The sequence below is a fragment of the Paenibacillus sp. Pae15 genome, assembly GCF_024519685.1.
In the GTDB taxonomy this organism is placed as follows: domain Bacteria; phylum Bacillota; class Bacilli; order Paenibacillales; family NBRC-103111; genus Paenibacillus_G; species Paenibacillus_G naphthalenovorans.
In genome coordinates, this window is record NZ_JALJRM010000004.1 from 1 (window position 1) to 20,656 (window position 20,656).

The window sequence follows — 20,656 nt, forward strand, 5'->3', positions numbered from 1 at the left end:
GGTTTAGAGACTTGCGTTGGGTGTAGATGGAACTAATCTTGTTCAGCAAGCCCTAACTTAGATATAATCATCAATAACACATTAGGGAATATTTTAATTTTTCTACCATTAGGAATTTTTCTTCCTCTGTTATTTAAAAAATACCAAACCTTCACGAAAGTATTTGCTGCGTCAATTCTAATCAGCTTTTCAATCGAATTCTTACAACTTGTTCTTAAAATTGGACAGTTTGATATCGATGATATCATTTTAAATGTCACCGGTAGTATCATCGGTTTTTTACTTATAGGGACAATAAAGAGTATGATCCATTTACCGAAAGGAAGTATATTCCGAAAAACAACAAATTAATTGCTTTTTCCCTTGGTTGCCTTCCGCAGCTGCTGGTGGTAGCTCTCGATCATATTGGTCGTGTAGATCAGCTTGCACAGATCAGGTGGATACTTAAAGAAGGTAGCGAGCTCGTCCCAGTTGCTGCACCATGAACGGATAATGTTGTGGAGTGCTGCTCACTGTTAGTCAGGAAAGACTAAGAGTTGAGATGTATTGGCGGATATCGTAACGGAGCGGGAGAATGCCCGCTTCTTTTTTTGAACTTATTATGATAGGGGCGGCTAAGGAAGACGCTCTTCTTCTACATACCCCCTCAGTGCCGAATGATTGACTTTTTTGTCGTTGTAACCCTTAACTTAAGCATAATTTTCCTTCGTTTGTTTAAAACCATTTCCATTATTTAATTACTAATGTTTTAACCAATGAGCAGGAACTTTTAAGTAACGAGGTAATCTGGTCTCTTTATTACCTTTAGCCGAGTTAACCTGAGCTTGAGTAAGAAAAATACTTCCGGTAAGATTTGCACCTGATAAATCAGCATCTCTTAAGTCTGAACCAATAAAATCCACTTTTCTTAAGTCAGCGCCCCTCAAATTAGATGCAATCAACAATGCCCCTCTTAAATTCATACCTCGTAGGTTAGCACCTTTTAAATTCGCACCTATAAAATCCTTGCGTATCTTGCTTTCCTTATTACTTTGAATGAATTCTTTTCGAATGAATTCACTTGTTTTGAGTAATAAATGATTCACGATTTCTCTATGAGCCGGTACATCTAAATTAAGAATATCTTTCGGATTAAGATTAGTTAGAGATAAAGTTTTATCGAAAACGCTTTGCAATTCATTCCGGATGGGTTGAGTTTCTTCTAAATCTAAAGCTTGACTTAAGTAGCAAAGCATCTCATGCAACTGTTGAACAATAGGAAATACTGCAAACATTTCCTTTGATAACTCTGGATTCTTTCTCCAATCTTTACCTTTAAAAATTTCTTGTGAAACATGTTGTCCAGCACCAAAACATTCATAGGAAACACACCCATGAAAACCTTGATCTCTTAGATGTTCATGTATGCTGCAACGATGATCTGGACACAAGTTACGACAAGGGACTCCGCCTTCTTTATTAAAAGCAAAATCTGCTGATTTTGTATAGGGTAAGGCCACACAACATAACCCAAAGCAATTTTCACAGTCAGACTGCAATTTACTATTCAAAAAATCACTTCCTAAATTAATTTGACCCGCTTGCCCGTCGCCAGCGGCGAAAAGCCAAGGTAAGCGTTCCATTTGGTTCATCGAATCATTCTTCTTGATACGTGACCATATAACATCATAATGGATGCTGTTCCATTTGTCACGCCGGCACAAATGTAGGGGCTCTCAACAATGAAACGTCTATATTGTCTAATCTATGAGATCTATCCCCAGCCCCTGGGGGACTACCCCAAGCTTGCGACTATCATAGTGCATAGATAGACAGGCAAAACAAAAAAACTACCCATTGCAGTAAGGTAGGTCTTATTTCTCAGCAACCTGGCGATCATATCACTGGGTATTTAGACCCATGGATTTGCGTCCCTATTTTTCGATAGGTTTGCCTTGTGTATAAATTTTATTGAAAAAAAATGTGCAACCTTCCATACTGGTCGTACAATGTTGATTATTCGACAATTTATTTATTGTACAATTATAGTCCTAAGGAACTCCATTTGCAACCATTTCCAATAAAATTCCTTATGCCAATAGGCCTATAAAATGTCCGCGAAACATTCCTCTACGTAATCAGGAGCAGCTTTGTTCAATTGTTCAATCGTATGTAAATACCTTTGAGTCGTATTAATGTGAGCGTGACCCAGATTTTCCTGAACTTGCTGCAAAGAGGCACCGTTAAGAAGAGCAAGCGTTGCATTCGTGTGTCGAAGCCAATGTGGGGTTGGTTCCTTTCTCAGATCGCTTTGTTTACGAACTTTCTGCATAATTCTTTCGACCTGCCTGACCGTTAGGGGAAACAGACGTTGTTCCGGTCGATAGTGGGAAAAACGTTCTGCATAGATCATCCAGAGTTTTTTGGGAACCTTCACTTCTCTTTGTTTACCCCCTTTGCCGTCAACGACGGTTAACCACATGGAAATGCCAGCGGGATCCGAGTGGAAATGCCCCCATTCGATTGCAACCAGTTCCGATACTCGTAATCCCATTAATATTAAAGATAGGCCAATCAAATAGTTGCGTTCACCTGATTTTTTTAGCTCGATTAGGAGATGTATTGCTTCCTTTTTCGTCAGATAATGATTTTTGCTGGTTACCGGTACTTTGGGGGAGCGGATGCAAGTTGTTGGATTTACCGTAAATAGACCAATATTCGGATCACTCCCCCATTTGTATAGCGAACGAATAGGAGCAAGGAAATTTGCTACTGAAGCAGGGGATAAGGGCTTTTTACTAGGACTGCAAAGCCCCTCAGATAAACTGATCTTGAATACCTCGACCTCTTTCCATGTTACTTCACGAAGCGGCTTGAAGGATAGAAATTGACGAAATAATTGGATCGCTCTGCTGTAATTTCTCAAGGTGAATTCAGATTCCATGCAAGTCATTTTTAGGAACATAGACACGATTTGGTCATCAGTGTACGTTCGATTTTTCTGCTTTATTTGTTGTTCCGGTAATACCATAACTTGATTCATCTTGGTTGTTTCTCCTCCATGATGTCGAATAATCAACATTGTGCGACATTGTACATCGTGTTTCGCATTATTTGCAATATGTTCTAAACGGAGGGACACCACATTGAATCAACGAATCGCAAGTTGGCTGTCCAAATTGCGGTTACACGATTCGTCTACCTATCATCACAGTATTCGCGTTAGTAATATGGCAAGACGAATAGCCGCAGAATTAAATTTAAATCAAGAGCAAACCCAAAAACTTGTGCTGGGATGCATTTTACACGACATCGGTAAAATTTTCGTTCCAAAATCGATTTTAGGAAAATCCTCCGTACTGACCCACAATGAATGGGTCTTGATGAAGCAACATCCGATCTGGGGAAACGATTTTTTACGGAATGAGGGCATTACCGATCAGGATGTTACCGGCGCGGTTCTCTATCATCATGAACGTCCGGATGGAACGGGCTATCCATTCGGTTTGGCTGCCGGTGACATTCCATTCTGCGCCAGAATTTGTGCCATATTGGATGCGTTCGACTGCATGGTTTCGGGCCGGCCCTACCGTAAAAGCATCACGTTCGCGGATGCCAAAATCGAGCTATGGGAAAATAGAAACAAACAATTTGATCCGTATGTTTTGACCGTATTTTTACAGATGAGTGAATCGTACTTTATTGAACTGCACCATACCATGAATTCAGAATATGACAGACAGTATCTTTCCCAGAACGATCCGCCGTATCTTTTATCCGAATCCGCATTCCTTGGTTGAGTGAATATCTAGGGGGTGAAATAGTGGAAGTTTTACAGCAAGACCAGTATATCGTGATTGAACTGGGCACAGAAGAATACGCTCTAAAGATTTCTGAAGTTTATGAAATTATCAAAATGCAAAAAATAACAGCAATACCTAACAGTAGGGCTTTTTTGGAAGGTGTTACGAACATTCGGGGTAAAATTGTGCCGATCATCAGTTTGCGTAAAAGATTTCAATTGGGAGAGACGTCCGTAATTCATAAAGCGAGAATCGTAGTGGTGAATCATAACGAAGAAATGATCGGCATCGTTGTAGATGGAGTTAATCAAGTGATCAAATTTTCCGATATACAGCCCTCTACCGAAATTGTTTCTGGAGTTGATGGCAGTTATTTTCAAGGGATTGGCCAGTCGGAAGAAGGACTTATCGGCATTTTAAATCTAGAACATGTTCTTGTAGGGTAAGGGGGAAACCCATATGAATCGTTCGGAATTGATGGGAGTTTTCTTGTCTGAAGCGGAAGAATTGCTTCAATTACTGGAAATAGAGATCCTGAATTTGGAACAGCAAGGCGATTCCCCGCAAATCATACATAATATTTTTCGGATTGCTCATACATTAAAAGGTTCATCCGCTGCGATGGGTTTCGAGGAAATAAAACAATTGACCCACGAAATGGAAAATATTTTTGACAAGATTCGAAATCAACTTCTACCGGTGACGCAGCAGGTTGTAGATATCCTATTTCAATGTTTGGATCATTTAAACTGGTTGAAAAGAGAAATTGAACAAGAAGGTGTTACAAAAACAAATATCGATTCCATCGTGCATCAATTGCGGCAATTGGAAAAGAGGACGGAAGAGAACTTCGAATCGAATAGTAAGTTGTTTGAAGACAAAAAACAGAAATTAAAAAAGTGGAGATGTAAAGTTCGTTTATCCGAACATTGTGAGATGAAGCTTCCTCGGGCCCATATTGTGTTAAATCATCTTAAGAAGTGGGGATCCGTTATGTCGTCGGAACCGGAATTGGACAGCGTCATCGAAGAAACAAACCTCAATGAAATTTCCTATATCGTCAAGACGAACGCGGATTCCGATGCCCTTCAACATTTGCTGAGCCAGCTTATTGATGTTGAAGATGCCGAAGTGGTGCCTTTTTCAAACGACAATTTGGTTGATGCTTTCGTGCCATTGACAGATGCCAATAAGGACTCGGAGCCGGACAACCCGATCCCAAACCAGGGCAGAAAAGAAGAAAAGAAAATAGGACAAACGATTCGCGTCGATGTGGAACACTTGGACAGCATTATGAATTTGGTTGGTGAATTGGTCATCGACCAGACAAGAATCGCCCAAGTCGGAAATTTGTTGCGCGATCGTTACTCTACGGATGAAACGATCGATGATTTGGAGCGAATTTCCAATCATTTCAGCCGAATCATTGGGGAACTTCAAGAATCCGTGATGAAGACGCGAATGCTTCCCGTCGAGCGATTATTCAACCGATTTCCAAGAATGGTACGAGATTTAGCCCGGACGTTAAACAAGGAAGTCAATCTGCTGCTTGAAGGGAAAGAAACTGAACTGGATCGGACAGTCATAGAGGAAATTAGCGATCCGTTGATTCATCTGATCCGGAATGCCATAGACCACGGTATAGAAGAAGTAGAAGTTAGAAAAAAACGGGGAAAATCCCTTAAAGGTACGATAAAGATTAGGGCGTCCCATCAAGAAAATCAAGTGGTGCTGACGGTAGAGGATGACGGGGCGGGAATTAACGCGGAGAAAGTAAAAGAATCCGCCATACGCAAACAATTGATTACTGCGCAAGATGCCGAAATGATGTCGGAACAGGAATGGATTCAACTTATTTTTCTTCCCGGTTTTTCGACAGCCCAATCCGTAAGTGATATATCGGGACGCGGAGTCGGGATGGACATTGTCCGAAATCATATCGAGAAATTAAACGGATTGATCGATGTAGAAACCCGTTTGGGCGAAGGGACGAAGTTCACGATTAAATTGCCTTTAACTTTAGCTATTCTTCGAGGACTTCTGATCAAGTTGCAGGAAACAACTTATGCCTTGCCCATGAACAGTGTGATCGAAATCGTCCGTATATCGAAAAAAGAAATCCACTCCGTTAAGGGACAAGCTGTTGTAAAAATCAGAGAAAAAATTCTTCCACTCATCGGTCTTCACGATCTTTTTAGAATGTCCTGCGGCAAAAGAAAAACAAAGCATGTATTTATCGTGGTTGTCGGACTGGCAGAAAAACGGCTCGGTTTGGTTGTCGATGAATTGATCGGCAGCCAAGAAATTGTAGTAAAATCCATCGGTTCCTATATCGGACAGGTCGAAGGCGTTTCGGGGGCCACGATTCTGGGCGATGGAAGCGTAGCGCTGATCTTGGATGTAACCGGAGTATTCAAATTGGCAAATAACCTTAAGTCTATCGAATCCGAAGTAATGGATGATGTGGTCTAACCATATCCATTTTTCACAGTAAGGAGGGACTCATCGTTGACATCTGCCCAAGCCATCAAGCAGTTGGTTACCTTTCGGATAGAAACGGAGGAATTCGGGCTTCCCATTACAGATGTATATGAAATTATATTTGTTCCTCAAGTCACATCGATCGCAAAAGCACCCGAATCCATAGTCGGAGTTATCAATCTTCGCGGGGAAATCATACCGGTAATCGATCTTAGAATTCAATTTTTGAAAGAACCGATTAAGTCCAAAAAACAGCGCATTATTATAACCCGCTCCCAAGGAAGAGTTATCGGATTATTGGTCGACGAAGTGAAAGAAGTGCTGCGAATCGATGAAAACAGCTTGGAACCGGTTCCTGATACGATCGTTACTACACAAACGGCTTATATGGGAGCAATCTGTAAAATGGACAATCGTCTCATTATATTGCTTCATCTCGATCACTTGTTAAACAAGCTGGAAATAAATTTCATCATCAACGAAGTTGAAAAAAGGGAGGAAAACATTCCATGAGCACTTTGACGAAAAAACTTGCTCACAAATTTATGAAAGCTGCAGGAGTTTCCGAAACCATTGAAGCGGCTATAACCGATTCAAAAAGATTAGAGCAAAATCTGAAGGATCTTGCCGTCATGACGGAACAGATTTCTCATGGGACCAGCCAGCAGTCTTCAGCCATTGAATCCACATCCGACATTGTTGAAGAGATATCGAAATCCATTGAAGGGGTAAGCAAAAATTCAGATCGTCTGGCTGCTTCCGCCAGTGAAATATCGGAAGTCATCCAAGAAATGGTCGCTTCCGTTCAACAGGTTGCTGGCAATAGCCAAAGTACGGCAAGTTCAGTGGAGCAGATTTCCGCTTCCATTGAAGAAATGGGGCAATCGATCCAAGGCGTAGCCGATAATGCGGCGAGCCTGACCGCCTCGGCGGAAGAAGCTTCGAATGCCATCCAGGAGATGGTGGCTTCCATTCAACAGGTTGCCGGAAATAGCCAAAGTACAGCAAGTTCAGAGATGGTGGCTTCCATTCAACAGGTTGCCGGAAATAGCCAAAGTACAGCGAGTTCCGTGGAGCAGATTTCCGCTTCCATTGAAGAAATGGGGCAATCGATCCAAGGCGTAGCCGATAATGCGGCGAGCTTGACCGCCTCGGCGGAAGAAACTTCGAATGCCATCCAGGAGATGGTGGCTTCCATTCAACAGGTTGCCGGAAATGCTGAAAGCACAGCCAGTTCGGTTGAACAAATCTCCGCATCCATTGAGCAGATGGGAAAATCGATTCGCGGCATTGCTGCCAATGCAGACCAATTGCAGAAAATCGCCGGCGATACCTCTGCTTCGATTCAGCAAATAGCGGCTTCGATTGAACAGGTGGCTAAAAATGCGCAAAATGTGAATTCACTTGCGGACCAGGTTCAAACGGATGCCAAAGATGGACAAAAGGCGGTTAGTCAGTCCCTCACGGGAATGAAAGAAATTGCGGATGTCGTAAAACAGGCCTCTGGCGTCATAACTAATCTGGGGAAAAGCTCGGAAGAAATCGGAAGCATTATTGAAGTCATCGACGACATTGCCGAGCAAACCAACCTTTTGGCACTTAACGCCGCAATTGAAGCTGCAAGGGCTGGTGAACACGGAAAAGGGTTCGCCGTTGTTGCCGATGAAGTGAGGAAGCTCGCCGAAAGAAGCGCAAAAGCCACCAAAGAAATTGCCCAATTAATTAAAGGGATCCAAAGCGAAACAACTGATGCCATCAAAGCCATCGAGATCGGTATGGTAAAAGTCGAACAAGGAAACAAATTGGCGGATGAAACAGGTATAGCCATCGAAAAAATAGTAACCGGAGTCGAAAAAATTACGAATGAAATCAGACAGATCACTTCAGCTACGGTTGAACAGGCTAAGGGAAGCGAACAAATCGTGATGGCCGTAGGCGCATTAACCACTCAGGCAGAAATGATGACTCAGGCGACGAAGGAACAAGCCGCCGGCGTCGAAGAAGTCATCAAGGGTGTAGTGAATGCCCGCGAACAAGTGCGTCAAATCACCATAGCAACTGGTGAACAGGCAAAGCAAGGCGAAAATATCGTAAGGGCGGTAGAAAATGTAACCAAACAGGCCGCGATGGTGACTCAGGCGACGAAGGAGCAGGCCGCCGCCGTCGAAGAAGTCGTTAAGGGCGTATCGAATGCTCGTGAACAGGTGCGTCAAATTACCGTAGCAACTGGTGAACAGGCAAAGCAAGGCGAAAATATCGTAAGGGCAGTAGAAAATGTAACCAAACAGGCCGCTATGGTGACTCAGGCGACGAAGGAACAGGCCGCCGCCGTCGAAGAAGTCGTTAAGGGTGTAGTGAATGCCAGTGAACAGGTGCGTCAAATTACCGTAGCAACTGGTGAACAGGCAAAGCAAGGCGAAAATATCGTAAGGGCGGTAGAAAATGTAACCAAACAGGCCGCTATGGTGGCTCAGGCGACGAAGGAACAGGCCGCCGGTGTCGAAGAAGTCGTTAAGGGTGTAGCGAATGCCCGGGAACAGGTGCGTCAGATTACTGCGGCCACAGTGGAACAAGCAAAACACGGAAAGGATATTGTAAAAGTCGTCGAAAATGTAACCAAACAGGCTGCCGAAGTAACGGAAGCGATAAAATTTCAAGTGAAAGAAAGGGACAAACTCGAAAAGGCGATATCCGATACGGAACGTGTTGTCCAACAGAATATTCAAGACGTGGAAGGGATGGTTGTGGTTGCGCGAGAATTGTCAGACCGATCCGCAACAATCAAAAATTCACTTCGAATATTGCAAGCCTAGCATCCGTCCGACGGAAAGCATCAGTTCTTTATTATTCTCTAATGCGAACCTTTGAGAGAGCTTTGAGGACCTTGTTAATGCGCTGCTCATATGGGAGATGTAACATTAATGAATATGGAGTTCATAAACGAAATTCAGGATAATGATATGTGCTTAAAAGATTTGGGGCAAATGATTTATGACTTTTGCGGACTGAATTACTTGGACAATCTTTCGTTGCTCGCCTCGAAGGTCTCGAAGAGACTATCCCTTCTGAATATGACGTTCGGGGAGTACACCGAATTCTTAACAAGGAACCAGCAAGAATGGAATCACCTTGTTGAACTCATTACTAACAACGAAACCTATTTTTTTCGTGAAGAGAGTCAGCTAAATGAATTAAGCAATGCGATTCTTCCCCAATTGCGGAATAAGAAATGGATTCGGATTTGGAGTGCCGCTTGCTCAACGGGAGAAGAACCTTACAGCTTGGCGATGACAATCGCAGAATCAGGGATTGTACCGCTGGAATCTGTACATATCATTGCAACCGACATTAATAAAAAAGTTCTGCAAATCGCGAATCGTGGGTGGTACCATAAAAATTCGCTATGCTTCCGCCGGACTCCTAAGGAGATGTTGGATAAGTACTTTTTTCCGCAAGATGAAGGATTTCAAATCAAGAGCTTCATAAAAGACAGGATTGAATTCCGGCATTCGAATCTTTTACATGATGAGGATATGGCGGCGGTCGAAAAAGTCGATATCATTTTTTGCAGAAATGTGCTTATTTATTTCGATTCCGTAACTACAAGCCGGGTCATTGCGAAATTTTATCATCGTTTAAATCCAGGCGGATTTTTATTTCTGGGACATGCCGAAACGATAACGGGCTTGAACACCAATTTCGAAACCATAAATGCTCGTGCGACATTTTATTTCCGAAAAGGGGACGTTGAGCGTTCGCAATATTGAAGAGACGCCAGCTTCAGAAACTATTCTCATAAGGAGGCAAAGCCAATTGAGTCGGTACGGTGTGCTGATCGTCGACGATTCTGCATTCATGAGGAGGGCCATCAGCCTCTTAATTGAGAAGGATCCGGATTTTTTTATCGTGGGTATCGCCCGCAATGGCCTGGAGGCAATTGAAAAGATAAAGCGGTTCAAACCGGATGTCGTTACGATGGATGTAGAAATGCCGGAAATGGACGGAATAACCGCCTTGGAACAAATCATGAAATATCATCCGGTTGCCGTCGTAATGCTGAGCACATTAACAGGCGAAGGAGCGGAAGCCACTCTAACGGCATTACAATTAGGTGCGGTAGATTTCTTTCCAAAAAGCTCCTTGATGAAGGATCCTGCGGAACCTAAAATAATAGACGATTTTTTGATGAGGGTAAAGGCCGCCGCTAATGCAAAATTACCCTTACAAAACAATGTTGCATCTGTGAAAGAAGCAGTGGAAGAAAATAAGAAAAGAGGTTCCGCTTCCGTTGATCTGCTCATTATCGGGTGTTCCACAGGCGGACCGTCGGCCATACAATCCATACTTCCTCGATTTACACCCGACTTTCCTGCAGGAATTGTTGTTCTACAGCATATGCCGCCCGGATTTACCAAACCATTGGCAGACCGTTTCGATAACCTATGCAATTTGAAAGTGAAAGAAGCGGAAGATGGCGATGTCGTAATGCCAGGAGTCATTTATGTTGCTCCTGCAGGATATCAGACCTTGTTTCAAAAAACAAATGACGGGAAGACGACGTTCAAAATCGTGGTAGACGAGAGCAAATTGTACAAGCCATCCATTGATGTTTCGCTTCAGTCCGGATCTTCGATTTATCGCGATCGTTTATTGGTCGTTATTCTTACTGGAATGGGGACAGATGGGTTAATCGGTTGCGGTGAAGTGAAGCGGCAGCGGGGTCATGTGATCGTTGAATCTGAAGAATCATGTATCGTATATGGTATGCCAAAAGCGGTTTATGAGGCGGGATATGCTGATCGGCAAGTATCTTTACCCAATATATATCAAGAGATCCTATCATTTATTTAGATGCGGGCGATCGTTTTTTTGGATACCCAACCGAACATTTGCTGGCGAAGGGGATCCTCTTGCCCCTTTCATGCTTTTCATTGTTGAATACAAAATCCAAACGTTTTCAGACAAAGAGGAGATTGCGGCATCTTCACAAGTTGCTTGTTTCAATTGGCAGATGATCTCAATAATTTGGTATCCATGATTGCAAGGAGGCTCTAAAATGGAGAAAGAAAAGGAAATCCTCACTCCGGAAGAAATCGAGGAACTCATCCGCAAATTGGAGGTTGAATATCCAGAGTTGGTAAATCCCAGACAAACCGAAAAATCAGATAAGGCGAGAGAAGTGTAATTGAATTGTTAAATATTCATCAAGCCGTAGAGAAGGATTTGTCTCCAGTTCCGGACACGATCCGTCCCTTTCCGTGTCACATCCATCGTAGCCAAATAGAGCATCTTGAGCAATGCTTCATCAGTTGGGAAAATGCTCTTGCCTTTGGTTACTTTCCGGAGCTGGCGATAATAGCTCTTGATCGGATAGTCGTATAAATGAAAGCCACGAGAGCCGCTATCAGAGCGGCCTTCGTGGCTTTGGTATTAACGTACAGCCTTACATTCCATTCTTGATTCACTATTTAATCGTATATCCGCTTTGAATCAGCAATTTTTTCACATCATCATTTGCTTTCTTCATGGCCTGTTCAACGGGCATCTGGCCGCTAACCGCTTGAGAGATTGCGTTCCCGATGGTATCGATAATTTGGAAGCTTTCCGGAATCCGAGGGCGGCAATCGGCGTAAGCTTTCTCGGCGGATTGGGCCAACGTATCAATCCAGTGGAACTTTTGTTTGATCTCGTTGTCGTTCAATTCGGATAAACGGGAAGGAGGTCCGCCTTGAAGAACAAATTTCTTATGGTTCTCTTTGTTGTTGGCCCATTTAATGAAATCCCAAGCGGCCTCCTTATTTTTACTGTATTTGTTAATGCTCATCACCCATCCGCCAAGAGGAGCCACCGGATCTTTGCCGGAAACACCAGGTACAAGGGCTGTAGCAAATTTATCTGAAACTTGAGAACGGCTTGGATCCAAAAGACCGGGGGTCACAACCGACCATGCGGCCATCATAGCTACTTTGCCCTGTGCAAAGGCTTGAGTACGATCATCCCAAGCGAAGTTGAGCGCGCCATCAGGCTGGTATTGCAGGAGCTCCTTGAACATGTTGACTATTTTAATACTTTCAGGCGAATCTATTCTCGGCGTCATGTCGGCATAGGCATCTTTGCTGCCTGGATAGTTGCTTTCAAAAGGCTTATCCACGTTAAAAATGTACTCAAACCAAGCCTGGCCTGCAGGCGCTCCTTTGGCATTATTCATGGCAATCCCGGACATTCCGGGATAGTTCGGATTGTTTGTAAAACGTTTGGCGATGGCCACCATTTCATCATAGGTTTTTGGAGGCTGAAGACCTTCCTTTTCAAAGAGATCTTTGCGATAGTGAAGCATCACGTAATAAGGCGCGAAAGGAACTCCGACAATTTGTCCCTTCCACTCGGCAACTTGGCGGAATGAAGGGATATAATCATCCCACTCGAGATCAGGCGTTGCTTCAATTCTTGCTTTCAAGTCCTCTGTAATTTGTCCTTCGGCAAATTCGCCAATCCAAGGGGAATCCAGGACTATGACGTCTGCAGCGTCCGACTTTTGGGTTCCTAACAGGACTTCTTTTTGGTGTGTTTGATCGTAGGAATAGGAATCGATTTGGACTTTGATTCCAGTGGCTTTCTCATATTCCGCCCCGAAGTTTTTCATTACGTCAACCCAGGGGTCGGCAATCATAATAATTTTCAAGGATTTTGGGGTTCCGTTGTTCGTATTTTCAGCCGCGGTTGAACCTTCCGGCTTGTCATTAGAGCAGGCGCTAGTAAGAAGCAGGGTACCGGCTAAAACGGCGGGTAGAGCTTTTTTCAGGTAATGTATAGATTTCATAGGAAGCCTCCTTGGAATTTTTAGAAATCGCTTACACAAGTGTTGCAATGGAGTGCAGTCCTGTTCGTTCATAAAATGCCATGAGCGAAAATAGGGACTGCACGAAGGATAGGGATTAGCTTTTATTTATCTTGTATCGTATCTTTTTTTTATTATATAATATAAGTTGTATAGTTTTTTTTTCTTTCGGTACTGTAGTTTCTTTTGGTTGTTACCATTGGAAATTCAGTACTGTTTTTTTCCATCCTCGATGTTCCGCAGCTTCTTTCATTACAGCGGCAAAGTCCTCTGAGGTTCGAATGGTGACATTCTGGTCAGGAAGCAATCTGCGCAAGGTGGTTTGAAAGCCGATATCTTTCATAGCAGAAATCAAAGGATGGTAATCGGAATAGGAGCTTCGACTGCTTCCGATGACCAATAAGCCCTTCTCCAATATATCCCTCGTATTCATTGGAACTCTCTCTTCGGTAACCCCCATTAATAATAAAGCACCGCCAGGACTTATAATATCAATCGCCTGATTAATGGCACTTTCGGAGAAGCGACCGCCTGTGCATTCAACCGCAATATCGAATGAAGCCGAATGGGTAAAATCGTATTCCTGCACCAACGCTCTAGAAGCGAATTGGAATTGCTCAAGCTTCTCTGGAATCGCACCAAATACGTGCAGCCGGTCTTTTGTAACCCCGAAAACATGATGCAAAACTGCGGCGGTCAAGTAACCTACGGGTCCGTCGCCGAACACGGCGACACGACTTGCGGGTAATCGGTCGGCAATGCGGCTGGCTGCCTGATAGGAGACGGAACACAGTTCCGCCAATACGGCAATTTCGTCAGGAACCTCGTCCGGAATCGGTATGGCACATGCGGCCGGAAGGACGAGATGACTTTGAGCAATGCCGTCGAAACCGCTTCCCAAAAATTTGCCGTAATGGCAATAGTTTTCCCCCAATCCTTTTTGGCAGGCTGGACAGCAAACCTGCGGAGAAATGTTTCGAAGCAAATATCCTGGTAAATTAGGAACAATGATAACCCGCTGGCCCATTTGGATATCCGGCGAAGTGCTTTCAACAACGGTTCCGATGCCTTCATGGATCAAGGCCATCGGTAATTTTTTGGCCAGTGCTTCAGGCCGTCGTTGACCGGTAAAATACCTTAGGTCTGCATGACAGATGCTGCCCATGGACGGTTGAACAACAATTTCCCCATCGCGTATCTTGTGTTCGAGGGTCACCTCACTGATTTCTCCCGGTTTAAGTAATCTGTACGCGCGGGACTGAACGGATGTCTTGTTCTTGAGTGGTTGCAATGAAAATCAATACCTCCCTATAAGGATATGAATGATATAAGAAATTTCTTGCAGCCCTCTTCTGAGGCAGAGATCCGGAATGCAAGAAATGTCCTAACGCATGGCATTTTATTTAAACCGTAATCAACTGAATCCCTGAATCCTTAAATTGCTTTCGGACGGATTCGGATATGTCGTTACCGGTAATTATCGAATGAATCGATTCGATCGGAGCAACCGTATGAAGCGACACCTTGCCTACTTTCGATTGATCGGCGACCACAATGACCTCTTGAGCCGCTCGAATCATACCTTGCTTCGTGGGAACAAGCTGGGCCTCGGGATGAGTAAGCCCAAACTTAGGATGAATAGCCGGTGTCCCGATAAATGCTTTTTGCACATGTAAAGTATGAAGTACCTGATCTGTGAACATGCCGTTGAGCATAAAACTCGATTTATATAAAAGCCCCCCCGTAACGATAACCGTAACCCCCGGAGAGTCGCGCAGCTCACTGGCCACATTAATGTCATTGGTCACTAAGGTAATGTTGTTACGGTGAGTAAGATGCTTTGCGATATGAATCGTTGTTGTACCGGAATCCAGAATGACATGATCGCCGTCTTCAATCATTTCAGCCGCCTTTTTGCCGATCCGGATTTTTTCTTCTATCTGATCGATAGCCCGCTCGGAAAAGGATGGCTCAAAATTGGCCCCCTTATCCAAAACGACTCCACCGTGTGTACGACGTAACAGGCCTTCCTGTTCGATTTCAATCAAGTCTCTGCGGATCGTTGCCTCATGAACATGAAAATGTTTGGCGAGAGCGGCTACAGTGGCAGTATGTCGTTGTTTTACATATTCAACAATAAGATGCTTTCTTTCGGCAGCAAGCATAGTCGATGACCTCCACTGTTTGAAATTGCTCGTTTTTTTTCATAATTGCTTGATATAAGCTTATTATCGAACACGATGTTTTGTCAAGAGCTTATCATTTCAGCTAAATAACGTAAGATTACCTCTATTTTAAACGAAGTCACGAAGGTTACCTACTAAAAATCAAGCTTATTAATGTTTATATATGTTCGATAATGCGTATAAATTTTCGTTTTTTTGAAAATTAATCTTGATTTAACGGAAAGAAATCATTTAAAATAAACTCATAAATTCGAGTAATCGCTTTCAAATAGGAATGATGAATTGGTTATGCGCGAAAATGTTCATTTTTACGTGAATGGCTTTGCGTGAATAAACAACATGTTAGGAGTGGTCATATGCAGGCGAAATATATGGAGGGAGACATTAAGTTGCTAGCCAAAAAGAAAGAACTGGGGCGATCCCATTTGACTGGCTGGATCATGCTGCTGCCGGCACTGATTTATTTGCTGGTCTGGAATGTGTATCCGTTGGTTTATGCGCTTTACGTCAGTTTTAGCAATTTGAATCTGACCAGAATCAACGCTGCAAAGTTTATTGGATTCACGAATTACACGGTGTTGTTAAAAGATAAGACCTTTTATACCGCCGTTGGAAATACGTTGCTGCTTACCGTTTCGACGATTGCCATTGAACTCATTATAGGTTATTTCATTGCCAAGCTCTTTACGGCTGCCGATGGAGTAAAGGGAACCGGTATTCTTAGGACATTGTTTATGATTCCGATTATGGTGACGCCTTTAATTATAGGTTTACTTTGGTCGTACATTTTGAATCCTACCCTTGGAGTGATGAACTATATATTGGACTTGCTCCATTTGCCGACTCTGGCGTGGTTTGGCGACCCAAAAGTTGCCCTGTATTCCATTTTGGGTATCAATGTATGGCAATGGGCGCCTTTTATGATGCTTCTGATTATTGCCGGATTAAACAGCATACCGAAAGATTTAACGGAAGTAGCTCAAATAGAAGGCGCCGGTTTTTGGTCCAGGCTGAAAAATATTGAAGCTCCATTTATATGGCATGTTGTCGTTCTTGGTATTTTTATCAGGGTGATGGAAAGCTTGAAAATGTTTGATGTAGTCTATGTAACTACTAACGGTGGCCCTGGAACCGCTACAGAATTGATGAGCTTGATGGCGTACCGGCAATCCTTCTTGTACTACCAGACGGGGAGCGGAGCCGCTGTTGCCATAATCATTTTGATAATAAGTACTGTGATTGTTCAGATGCTGTTTAAATACTTATGGAAGAGAGATGTGGTATGAACCGTAACTTAGTTAGAAATGCTGCCGGCGTATCGGTCTATTTGGTAACTGCTGTTTATATACTTCCGTTGATTTGGCTTCTGCTTGCCGCGTTCAAATCAAGAGCTGAAATGTTTACTATGCCTCCGTCTATTTTGCCAAAATCATTAAATTTTAATAACTTTGCCGTCGTTCTTTCCGAAACGTGGCCGTACTTTATTAATTCCTTTACCGCCGGTGTATTTTCAACCGTGATTGCCCTGCTGCTTGGCATACCTGCGGCTTATGCGTTAGCGCGATATACTCTTCGCGGCTCGAAACATATCGAATTATGGATCTTGAGCACGAAAATGATGCCCCCGATTGCCGTTATTATTCCACTATTTATTATTTTTCAAAAAGTTGAGCTTTTTGATACGCGCATGGGGCTGGTTTTGCTTTATACGGCATTCAACTTGCCTTTTGCCGTTTGGATGCTGGTCTCTTTCATTAAGAAAATGCCAAAAGAAATTGAAGAGGCTGCATTGATTGACGGGTGCAATCTGATGCAGACGCTGCTGTTCATCGTACTGCCATTAATTCGCTCCGGCATTGCTGTAGTGGTGATCTTCTCTTTTATTTGGACTTGGAACGACTTGTTGTTCGGGCTTATCATGACGCAGGATGCGGCCAAAACATTGCCGGTCGCATTGACCTCCTATACGAGTCAACTCGATATTAAGTGGGAGTTAATGGCGGCATTATCTGTTTTACAAACGATTCCTATCGTCTTGTTTACATTCTTTAGCCAACGTCATATTGTTTCTGGACTGACATTTGGCGGTGTTGAAAAATAATTACGGAGGCTATTGTCATGAATACTCCAACATGTTCGCTGGGAATTGATTTTGGCACGGAGTCCGGTCGTGCGGTTCTTGTGGATGTGTCGAATGGCGAAGTGCTTGCAAGCCATGTAACGCCGTATGCTCACGGGGTGATTACAGAACGTTTGCCTCATGCAGAATCCAACTCGTTTGTTCCCCCGGATTGGGCTTTACAGCATCCCCAGGATTACCTGGAGGTGCTTTACCGTTCCATTCCGGCTGTCCTTCAGGCGGCCGGCGTATCGGCGGAGCAGGTGATTGGGTTAGGAATTGATTTCACTTCATGCACGATGCTGCCGGTCGATGCTGCTTTTGAGCCGCTCTGTCTCAAAGCGGAATATTCGAATCATCCCCACGCTTGGGTTAAGTTATGGAAGCATCATAGTACCCAAGAGGAAACGGACTTATTAAATCGTATCACTCTGGAACGCAATGAACCTTGGTTAAAACGATATGGGGGGAAGATCTCCTCGGAATGGATGCTGCCCAAATGTCTTCAAATACTCCATGAAGCCCCTGAGATTTACCGGGATGCAGCTTATTTTATTGAAGCGGGAGATTGGATTGTCGCCAAGCTGATTGGTCAGTTGAAACGCAGCGGCTGTATGGCCGGATTCAAGTCGTTTTGGCATGAGGCCGAAGGGTATCCGGCTCCCGATTTTTTTGCGGCAGTAGACCCTCGCCTCCAATCGATTACCGATACCAAATTAAGCGGTGAAGTAGTGCCGCTAGGAAATCAGGCGGGGACGCTTCTGCCTCATATGGCTGCAAGACTTGGGTTAACTCCCGGCCTTCCGGTAGCCATATCGATGATTGATGCCCACGCGGCGGTTCTGGGCACCGGAGTATGCACCCCCGGGAAATTAGTTATGGTCATGGGTACTTCAACTTGTCACTTAATGTTATCGGAGAAGGAAATCTGTGTTCCAGGCATCAGCGGTGTTGTTAAAGATAGTATCATTCCAGGTCTTTACGGGTATGAAGCGGGCCAATCGGCTGTAGGAGATATATTTGCTTGGTTTATGAAACAAGGGATTCCGGTTCAAATCATCGAAGAGGCTGCAAAAGCACAAATGTCCGTTCAGGATTGGATGGAGCGGCTGGCGTCTGAACTGAAGCCTGGAGAAAGCGGGATTCTTGCACTGGACTGGCATAACGGCAATCGTTCTCCACTGGATGATGCTGAGTTAACAGGTGCGATATTCGGTATGACGCTGCGCACTCGACCTCATGAAATTTACAGGGCGCTGCTTGAAGCGACGGCATTCGGTGCACGCAGCATCATGGAAACATTTCGAAACTATGAATTGCCGGTTCATGAGCTTTATGCTGCCGGGGGCATACCTCAGCGCAACCGATTGCTAATGCAAATTTATTCCGATGTGATGAACATGGAAATCAAGGTGGCCGACTCTCCGTTTACACCGGCCATTGGCGCGGCTATTCTGGGCTCCGTAGCAGCAGGAGAGGCCGGGGGCGGATATAAAACCATTCAGGACGCAACGGCGGTCATGGGGAAAACAAAAAGCGGGGTGTTCAAGCCGATTCCCGAGCATGTTTCCATTTACGAGACGCTTTATAAGGAATACAGCACACTGAAGACATATTTTGGCGAGGGCGGCAATGACGTGTTAAAGCGTCTGAAAAGGATGAAATGATTGTCGCAAGTACGGGCATGGCTGCATTCGAGCACGCCTTGCACGGACAAGCCAATCCGTCATCGTAGCGCAAGCCTTCTTTCTGCGAAAGCGGGGAGGGGCTTTTTCTTTTTCATACGATTCATATGAATTTACGTTCGGTTTCGTCTCGTTATTGAGCATATGTGTCTGCATCCCGCAGGCAAATAATTATTTATGATAATACCATAGCAGCGAGAAAGACGAGTGTAAGAAGGAGGCATGTAAAGTGAAAATAATGGGGACTTGAGACTGCTTGGGCGGAGACGAAGGGGACGCAACTTTTTTGAAATCGAATTGTAAGCGTTTTAATTAAAGGAGGTATGTACAGATGGCGCTTAGCAAAATCCAGGTCGAACAGCATTCCAAAATTCAAGCGCTTCTCGCAAGCGCGGAAACGATCGGAAAGATCGCGGAAGCGGAAGCCATTGAGGCGGATCGCAATGCCCGCTTCTCCCCACGCGTGGCGAAGGCGATCGAGGAAGCCGGGTTTCACAAGATCATGCGGCCCAAAAAGTACGGAGGGCTGCAGATCGATCTCAAGACGTACGCGAAGATCATTCGAACCGTGTCCCGTTACAGCGTGCCTGCGGGGTGGCTCGTTTACTTCTACTCCGTCCATGAGCTTTGGGCCGCGTATCTTCCTCCGAAGGGCAGGGACGAGATTTTGGGCGGCGGAGAACTGCTGGCCGATGTTGTCGCTCCCATCGGACGCGTGGAGAAGGATGGAGAAGGATTCCGCCTATACGGGCAGTGGAATTTTTGCAGCGGGGTGCTCTGGAGCGGTTGGATCGGGCTCGGAGCCATGATGGAACTGCCGGACGGACAGGGACCCGAATATTGCTTGCTGGCGCTCCCGAAGTCGGATGTCAAAATCGTTGAGAATTGGGACACGATCGGTCTTCGTTCCTCGGGCAGCAACGGAGTTTTAGTGGACGGCGCTTATGTGCCGCCGCATCGCATTTTTCCTGCCGGACGGGTCATGGCCTCCGGAACGCCGGCCGGCGGCGAATACGATCCGAACGATCCGGTGTATCGCATGCCGTTTATGCCGCTTTTTCTCCTGGGATTCCCTATTGTCGCTCTGGGCGGCCTGGATCGGATTTTGTCTCTCTTTTACGAACGCACGGAGAAACGTGTCCGCGTCTTCAAGTTGGGAGCGAAGGAGAAGGAGTCTTCCGGCAGCCAGCGGTTTCTGGCCGAGATGAAGATGCAGCACCACGCACTGGAGGGAATCGTGGACAGTTACGTCCGTCAGTTGGAAGAATGTCAGGTGGAAGGAAAAACGGTCATGAACGATGAAGAACGGGAGCGGATGTTCGCCATGCGGGGTTACGTCGCGAGGTCCGTTTCTGAATTAACGCTTCGGGCGATGCTCACCTTGGGCGGAACATCCATCTTCAAGGGCGATCCGGTGGAGCTGTTTACAAGAGATCTGATTGCGTTGGCGGCTCACCCGAATCATTTGTATGAGGATGCCATGGCCGCTTACGGACGAACCATGTTCGGCCTGCCGGGGGACCCGGTCTGGTAATAAGCGTCTTACTGTCGAAGGCAGACACTTA

General features: G+C 44.7%; 18 protein-coding genes, 1 pseudogene and 1 riboswitch. Of the genes and pseudogenes, 13 read left to right on the top strand and 6 right to left on the bottom strand.

Annotated elements, in window-relative coordinates:
• The first annotated feature begins 90 nt into the window (after positions 1-90).
• The gene (locus tag NR121_RS04310) at positions 91-351 is read left to right on the top strand and encodes a VanZ family protein (protein ID WP_483874587.1); all 261 of its coding nucleotides are present in this window, start codon (positions 91-93) and stop codon (positions 349-351) included.
• Positions 352-353: 2 nt separating this feature from the next.
• Here the strand turns inward: NR121_RS04310 and NR121_RS04315 are convergent.
• From NR121_RS04315 to NR121_RS04325, 3 genes and pseudogenes are all read right to left on the bottom strand, one after another.
• A pseudogene (locus NR121_RS04315) lies at positions 354-494 on the bottom strand (transposase); the annotation flags it as partial.
• 246 nt (positions 495-740) lie between these two features.
• On the bottom strand, positions 741-1,550 hold the full coding sequence (locus tag NR121_RS04320) for a pentapeptide repeat-containing protein (protein WP_054820286.1): 810 nt from the start codon (positions 1,548-1,550) through the stop codon (positions 741-743).
• Positions 1,551-1,859: 309 nt separating this feature from the next.
• A riboswitch (cyclic di-GMP riboswitch) is annotated at positions 1,860-1,944 on the bottom strand.
• Positions 1,945-2,083: 139 nt separating this feature from the next.
• On the bottom strand, positions 2,084-3,022 hold the full coding sequence (locus NR121_RS04325; protein ID WP_256830632.1) for a tyrosine-type recombinase/integrase: 939 nt from the start codon (positions 3,020-3,022) through the stop codon (positions 2,084-2,086).
• Positions 3,023-3,125: 103 nt separating this feature from the next.
• Between NR121_RS04325 and NR121_RS04330 the strand changes: the two genes are divergently transcribed.
• From NR121_RS04330 to NR121_RS04365, 8 genes are all read left to right on the top strand, one after another.
• Positions 3,126-3,779: an HD-GYP domain-containing protein gene (locus NR121_RS04330; RefSeq protein WP_074727449.1), complete on the top strand. Its 654-nt coding sequence runs from the start codon at positions 3,126-3,128 to the stop codon at positions 3,777-3,779.
• Between the two features lie 23 nt (positions 3,780-3,802).
• On the top strand, positions 3,803-4,228 hold the full coding sequence (locus tag NR121_RS04335) for a chemotaxis protein CheW (protein WP_171005960.1): 426 nt from the start codon (positions 3,803-3,805) through the stop codon (positions 4,226-4,228).
• A 13-nt stretch (positions 4,229-4,241) separates the two neighbouring features.
• The gene (locus NR121_RS04340) at positions 4,242-6,254 is read left to right on the top strand and encodes a chemotaxis protein CheA (RefSeq protein ID WP_062410542.1); all 2,013 of its coding nucleotides are present in this window, start codon (positions 4,242-4,244) and stop codon (positions 6,252-6,254) included.
• 36 nt (positions 6,255-6,290) lie between these two features.
• Positions 6,291-6,776, top strand: a complete 486-nt coding sequence (locus tag NR121_RS04345) for a chemotaxis protein CheW (RefSeq protein WP_062410543.1) — start codon at positions 6,291-6,293, stop codon at positions 6,774-6,776.
• On the top strand, positions 6,773-9,076 hold the full coding sequence (locus tag NR121_RS04350) for a methyl-accepting chemotaxis protein (protein WP_256830637.1): 2,304 nt from the start codon (positions 6,773-6,775) through the stop codon (positions 9,074-9,076). The genes NR121_RS04345 and NR121_RS04350 overlap by 4 nt, the downstream gene beginning before the upstream one ends.
• Positions 9,077-9,184: 108 nt before the next feature.
• Positions 9,185-10,030, top strand: a complete 846-nt coding sequence (locus NR121_RS04355; RefSeq protein ID WP_256830639.1) for a CheR family methyltransferase — start codon at positions 9,185-9,187, stop codon at positions 10,028-10,030.
• 61 nt (positions 10,031-10,091) lie between these two features.
• Positions 10,092-11,114, top strand: a complete 1,023-nt coding sequence (locus NR121_RS04360; protein WP_256830836.1) for a protein-glutamate methylesterase/protein-glutamine glutaminase — start codon at positions 10,092-10,094, stop codon at positions 11,112-11,114.
• A gap of 205 nt (positions 11,115-11,319) precedes the next feature.
• Positions 11,320-11,448 carry a hypothetical protein gene (locus NR121_RS04365; protein WP_256380576.1) on the top strand — a complete coding sequence of 43 codons (129 nt, stop codon included), beginning with the start codon at positions 11,320-11,322 and terminating at the stop codon, positions 11,446-11,448.
• Positions 11,449-11,727: 279 nt separating this feature from the next.
• Here the strand turns inward: NR121_RS04365 and NR121_RS04375 are convergent, their stop codons facing one another.
• The 3 genes from NR121_RS04375 to NR121_RS04385 all read right to left on the bottom strand — a co-directional run bounded on the left by NR121_RS04375 (position 11,728) and on the right by NR121_RS04385 (position 15,266).
• On the bottom strand, positions 11,728-13,083 hold the full coding sequence (locus NR121_RS04375) for an extracellular solute-binding protein (protein WP_074727446.1): 1,356 nt from the start codon (positions 13,081-13,083) through the stop codon (positions 11,728-11,730).
• A 211-nt stretch (positions 13,084-13,294) separates the two neighbouring features.
• On the bottom strand, positions 13,295-14,392 hold the full coding sequence (locus NR121_RS04380) for an alcohol dehydrogenase catalytic domain-containing protein (protein ID WP_256830642.1): 1,098 nt from the start codon (positions 14,390-14,392) through the stop codon (positions 13,295-13,297).
• A 112-nt stretch (positions 14,393-14,504) separates the two neighbouring features.
• Positions 14,505-15,266 (bottom strand): DeoR/GlpR family DNA-binding transcription regulator, encoded by a 762-nt coding sequence (locus tag NR121_RS04385; protein ID WP_062410547.1) that lies wholly within the window; start codon positions 15,264-15,266, stop codon positions 14,505-14,507.
• Between the two features lie 377 nt (positions 15,267-15,643).
• On the opposite strand from NR121_RS04385, the gene NR121_RS04390 reads away from it, so the two are divergent.
• The 4 genes from NR121_RS04390 (at position 15,644) to NR121_RS04405 (ending at position 20,625) form a co-directional block, all read left to right on the top strand.
• On the top strand, positions 15,644-16,573 hold the full coding sequence (locus NR121_RS04390) for a carbohydrate ABC transporter permease (protein ID WP_074727444.1): 930 nt from the start codon (positions 15,644-15,646) through the stop codon (positions 16,571-16,573).
• Positions 16,570-17,388 (top strand): carbohydrate ABC transporter permease, encoded by an 819-nt coding sequence (locus NR121_RS04395; RefSeq protein ID WP_054819817.1) that lies wholly within the window; start codon positions 16,570-16,572, stop codon positions 17,386-17,388. Before NR121_RS04390 ends, NR121_RS04395 begins: the two co-directional genes overlap by 4 nt.
• A gap of 17 nt (positions 17,389-17,405) precedes the next feature.
• A complete protein-coding gene (locus NR121_RS04400; RefSeq protein ID WP_256830648.1) occupies positions 17,406-19,073 on the top strand; it encodes a ribulokinase in 1,668 nt (555 codons plus the stop codon).
• Positions 19,074-19,422: 349 nt separating this feature from the next.
• Positions 19,423-20,625, top strand: coding sequence for an acyl-CoA dehydrogenase family protein (locus NR121_RS04405; RefSeq protein WP_054819819.1), 1,203 nt, complete (start codon positions 19,423-19,425; stop codon positions 20,623-20,625).
• Positions 20,626-20,656: the final 31 nt, after the last annotated feature.

Excerpts from the sequence above, each read along its gene's own strand:
- NR121_RS04325 (WP_256830632.1), bottom strand. The coding sequence starts at position 3,022 with ATGAATCAAGTTATGGTATTACCGGAACAACAAATAAAGCAGAAAAAT.
- NR121_RS04350 (WP_256830637.1), top strand. The coding sequence starts at position 6,773 with ATGAGCACTTTGACGAAAAAACTTGCTCACAAATTTATGAAAGCTGCA.
- NR121_RS04405 (WP_054819819.1), top strand. The coding sequence starts at position 19,423 with ATGGCGCTTAGCAAAATCCAGGTCGAACAGCATTCCAAAATTCAAGCG.
- NR121_RS04375 (WP_074727446.1), bottom strand. The coding sequence starts at position 13,083 with ATGAAATCTATACATTACCTGAAAAAAGCTCTACCCGCCGTTTTAGCC.
- NR121_RS04355 (WP_256830639.1), top strand. The coding sequence starts at position 9,185 with ATGAATATGGAGTTCATAAACGAAATTCAGGATAATGATATGTGCTTA.
- NR121_RS04385 (WP_062410547.1), bottom strand. The coding sequence starts at position 15,266 with ATGCTTGCTGCCGAAAGAAAGCATCTTATTGTTGAATATGTAAAACAA.
- NR121_RS04365 (WP_256380576.1), top strand. The coding sequence starts at position 11,320 with ATGGAGAAAGAAAAGGAAATCCTCACTCCGGAAGAAATCGAGGAACTC.
- NR121_RS04390 (WP_074727444.1), top strand. The coding sequence starts at position 15,644 with ATGCAGGCGAAATATATGGAGGGAGACATTAAGTTGCTAGCCAAAAAG.
- NR121_RS04395 (WP_054819817.1), top strand. The coding sequence starts at position 16,570 with ATGAACCGTAACTTAGTTAGAAATGCTGCCGGCGTATCGGTCTATTTG.
- NR121_RS04400 (WP_256830648.1), top strand. The coding sequence starts at position 17,406 with ATGAATACTCCAACATGTTCGCTGGGAATTGATTTTGGCACGGAGTCC.
- NR121_RS04340 (WP_062410542.1), top strand. The coding sequence starts at position 4,242 with ATGAATCGTTCGGAATTGATGGGAGTTTTCTTGTCTGAAGCGGAAGAA.